The sequence below is a fragment of the Candidatus Aegiribacteria sp. genome, assembly GCA_021108005.1.
In the GTDB taxonomy this organism is placed as follows: domain Bacteria; phylum Fermentibacterota; class Fermentibacteria; order Fermentibacterales; family JCC-6; genus Aegiribacteria.
The window spans coordinates 1-4,336 of record JAIORS010000109.1; the positions used below are offsets into that span (position 1 = coordinate 1).

Below are 4,336 nucleotides of genomic sequence, written 5' to 3' on the forward strand. Positions count from 1 at the left end.
GGACTTCTTACCACAGGTTCCTAAGGTCTATTCAATCCAAGTTCTTCCCATAACCAGGACGTGTCGTAATCGATTCCCCCGAAAGATGGGCGTGAATCCATCTCCTTCATAAGTTGAATCAGTTTCTTACATGATCCAGGCTTTTTCGCAGCCAGCCTTGGAGTCATTCCGCCCAAAGCTGGAATGGGCATATCCATCCATTTGGTGTAATGATCATCAAGGAAGTTCATCATGATCTCTTCCTTGATCTCGAGGGGAATTTCATCCTGTTCTGTCTTTTTATACATTGCGTCCGGATCGAATGATATTGGTTCCTGCTCAGTGTTATTTACAAGATCGCCCAGTTTATCTTCGATCAGGGCAATGATACTTTCAGCTCTGTTCTCCGAATTGACTTCCGCAACCAGCTTCTCTTCTGACAGCTCGAAAGTTGATATGAGAATATTATCAAGTGTGGTGTCCTTGCGGTCCCTTGTATCCACTACAAGATCGAAGGTGGTGTCGGAGGTTTTGTTTATGTCAGGAATGGAGTTCAGGATCATGTTTGCCTTGAAACTGCTCCCTTCCTTCAGGGAGAATGTGAGTCTGAAGGCCATTATCGAATCACCATCCATGTTTACAAGTTTAGGTCCCGTACGCTTGAGGAGCAAACGTTCAAGCCAGATCTGATGCAATAAACCCCAGTGTTTCTTGAAGAAACGTTTCCAGGTAAGGGTTCTTGAACCCCATAGGTATTTCTTTGTTTCCCTCAGATTCAGGACTATGGAATCTGTATCCAGAGGAAAAATGGGTAGAAAAGACGGCGGAAGGAAGTATTCATTTCCAACCGGTACGATTCTTCCAACGAATACATCCAGCGGTTCCGCGGTTTCAGACAGTCTTGTTTCGGTAACAGTAAAGGTCTTCCCGGTGAACATATCCTTGATGTCCATGGATTTTCCGTAATTCACCTTTATAACCTCGAAGAGAGAAAAACTGGCCTCCTTCCAGTTCAAAAGGAATTCAAGAGCCATGGGATTAAGTTCTTTATCAAGCTCATCAAGGTAAACATCAATGACACTGCTTCCGTCATCAAGCCTGATATCACAGGCACAGATATCGTTGATATTCATTATGATGTATGTGTTCATCTCATCCCCGACCTTATCGATGAGATCGCTGTCGTAATCCTCGTATAGCTTATACAAGATTCTATCCGTTACTCCACACAATTCATCTTCCATGTTTTCCACAACGAAGCTGTATACTTTAATTATTACATCCGATATCGCGGAACACCCTGTGGCATATTCCCTTTTTTCCCGTTTCCAGCAGCAATTTTTGTATTTCCTGCCGGATCCGCATGGGCATGGGGACTGAAATGGTACTTCCGGAGACAGCATTATCTATTCCTCTCAGGTTTTTCATTCATGACAACATAATGAAATTTACTGCTTACTGATCGGGCGCGGGAGTGGCAGACGATCTGAAAGATGCGCAAAAGAAATGAAGCGACGGCAGGTCACTCCTCGCGATTATTTAATCGGGGAAATCAAGGTTACTCTCAGCAAGATCTGTGATCTAACGGATACTGTTTTACTCGAACAACCGGGCATTGATTCTGACTGGTTATGCGCGGATGAATTGGAGTTTACAGATGCTCCAGCTACCACACCCCCTGCCCGCGCCGTCTATTCAGCTACTTGAATGTCTATTGAAGTGCCCAGAAGTAAATGCGGTCTATCGCTCGTGAACTTCCGATAATCCCGCAGTGAACATAACCGGACAAATATCTATTGATAATTGGAGTTTTTTACTTGTGCTTTAATGAAGCTGATCGGTCCATATAGGTAATACATCCGTCTTGTTGGACAGGTAATATCATTGACAAGTAAGCTGCAGAAGGATATGTAATTTTCGTGGGTTGTCTTTTACTTAACAGAAAGGATATCATGAATATATTAAAGGTAACTGTTGCAACGAGTTTGCTGATATTGGCAGCAGGTTGTGGCGACAGCGCAACCGGACCGACAGAGCCCAACTATGTAGCTTCGATGACAGTAGGAAATTACTACGTATTTGCAGTGAGTGGTTACACGATTGACACAGGAGATACAACGACTGTTGCAGGAACGCTGACAAGAACAATCGCTTCAGAAGTTACCCATACTGGCGGGTTTCAGCTCTACAGGATTGATGATGTTCTGAACATGACAGAACCCGACACTTCATCAACCACAGTGTCTATCTATGTGCGGAATGAATCGGATGAATTCAGGCTCTATTACGATACTACATCAACAGTATACTCTGTGCCATTCAAATACAACGCGGTAGTCGGTGATACCTGGGTGCCAGGTATTAACCCTACCGAGCAGATTGAAGTCACCAGTCTGTCCGCTCAGGTAGTTGCTCCAGCTGGTACTTACAACAATTGTGCCTGTACGAAAGAAACCGATTCCTCTGAACCTGGAAAGACATACATCCAATACTGGGGTAGTAATGGTGAGGGAGTCATAAGCAAAGTAGAACAAATACCAGGTGAGTACTATTTAGAGGATGAACTGACCAGCATTTACCTCCAGTAATATCCAGTCACCGGTGATTGAGAAGAGGGGGCATGCAGATGCGTGCCCCTTATTAAAGGCCGCAATTTCATGATTCTTTATAATGTTCTGGTTCGTTCTTAAAAAGATACTCAAGTCTGTGCTTCCTCAGATATGTGCTCACCCTTTAGAGGAATTTCTTCCGGAAAATTAACCTGAAAAGCTCTGCGATTACTTCATTGACGGGTGAGAGTTCAAGACGTTATCATTAGTTTCGGGTGAAAGAAATCCAGTTTTCTGTCACCCGGAAGACTCGCAAACCGGCCTAACAAGAAGGAAGGACGGAAAGATAGATGACTTTGCACATCAGTCGGGAATACTATGTTTTATTCACGGTTCTGACTGCTCTATCCAGCACCCATGGAGGGGACATTTCGACATTTTCTGCTCCTCCGGAGGGATACGAATGGTTTGAATCAACCGATGGAGTCGGTTCATTCCTGAAGCCTGACGGTTGGTTTGTCACGGAAGAATCTTCCGGCAATACAAAAGCATTGTTTATTACCAGGGAGAATATAGAAGCGGATGGTGGTTACCTTACAGGTATGTCTGTGAACCAGATCAATGATTTTTCGAAAACGTACTCCGGAGAACCCAGCCAGTATGCTGTGTTTGCTGCCGCAGAACTGGCTTCAACGGGAGAAGTGCTGCTACAGGATGTGGTTACATGTGACGCCTATGATATGAACATTTTGCGAGTGAAACTCAGTAGTTCTGACATCATCATTCACTACATTATTATCGGGATGGATTCAACGGACCAGGTTTACATTCTTATGTTTGAAGCACCTGAAAGCCTGTGGGAACAGAACGAGCAGTATGGTGAGCAAATCTTAGGCTTATTTATTCTCGGATAGCAGGCAACATCTTACAGGTAGCTTTTTGAATGGTATGCGATGCTGTGATCTCAATAACCATTCCGGAGTATTATTTAGTATCCACAGAATATAATTCGTTCTCTGTACAGACGGACTGGAACGGTTCACCACAGGTTGACGGGAACCATGTAACCTGGCATTTCACGGACTGGAAACCGGTAGAGGATCTTACAATTACTATATCCGGCCAACCAGATTACGATGAATATGGTGATGAATGGTGAGTTATCCTGCGATCAGGAAAAGCTGGAGACCGTAACGAAGATGATGATAGTCTTACATTTGAGATACTTGAGATATACACCGGATCCACTTGTCAGGACGAGGCCGAGGTTTTATTGTGCCAGGATAGATAAAATACTTGGAAAGGGAATATGTTAACATGAATCGAAAAGAAAAGAACGGTCTGGTAACGATCTGTTTCGTGCTGTCGCTCGCTGTCTGTGTTCCATCTCAAGTCTGTTCAGAATCCTTTCTGCAGCCGGGGGAAACATCCATCTTTTCATTCTCACTTGAAGATGGAAGCCGGGTCTTTCTGTGTGTTGGAGAAGATGAGGAATATCTGACTTTCAGGATGCTGAGAGCCGACACTCTTATCTTTCAATATCCTGCTGTGCCGGACAGCAATTCGTGGCGGCTGTTCGAGTATTCCTCCTATTCCAGGGGTGGGGGGGCAGCAAATCTGGGTATGGATATTAACTCGCTTACATTTGATGCCGATAGTGTCGTGTACACATTGTACGATGAATACTACGCCGAGGACGAATCGTATCATGATGGACTGAGGATGGTATCTCCCGGGGGTGAAGTCGATCTTGAAGGAGTTCCGGAATCGGTTACCGGGTCATTGATACCCTTCAGGTTCGATTATTC

At 44.4% G+C, this 4,336-nt stretch carries 5 protein-coding genes; 4 read left to right on the top strand and 1 reads right to left on the bottom strand.

Annotated elements, in window-relative coordinates:
* Nucleotides 1-20: 20 nt before the first annotated feature.
* On the bottom strand, nucleotides 21-1,382 hold the full coding sequence (locus K8S15_06460; GenBank protein MCD4775681.1) for an SEC-C domain-containing protein: 1,362 nt from the start codon (nucleotides 1,380-1,382) through the stop codon (nucleotides 21-23).
* A 549-nt stretch (nucleotides 1,383-1,931) separates the two neighbouring features.
* Here K8S15_06460 and K8S15_06465 point away from each other — a divergent pair.
* The 4 genes from K8S15_06465 to K8S15_06480 all read left to right on the top strand — a co-directional run.
* Nucleotides 1,932-2,567: a hypothetical protein gene (locus K8S15_06465; protein ID MCD4775682.1), complete on the top strand. Its 636-nt coding sequence runs from the start codon at nucleotides 1,932-1,934 to the stop codon at nucleotides 2,565-2,567.
* A 311-nt stretch (nucleotides 2,568-2,878) separates the two neighbouring features.
* On the top strand, nucleotides 2,879-3,442 hold the full coding sequence (locus K8S15_06470; GenBank protein MCD4775683.1) for a hypothetical protein: 564 nt from the start codon (nucleotides 2,879-2,881) through the stop codon (nucleotides 3,440-3,442).
* 29 nt (nucleotides 3,443-3,471) lie between these two features.
* Nucleotides 3,472-3,687 carry a hypothetical protein gene (locus K8S15_06475; protein MCD4775684.1) on the top strand — a complete coding sequence of 72 codons (216 nt, stop codon included), beginning with the start codon at nucleotides 3,472-3,474 and terminating at the stop codon, nucleotides 3,685-3,687.
* Between the two features lie 158 nt (nucleotides 3,688-3,845).
* Nucleotides 3,846-4,336 (top strand): hypothetical protein (locus tag K8S15_06480; GenBank protein MCD4775685.1); only part of this gene is annotated, 491 nt, incomplete at its 3' end.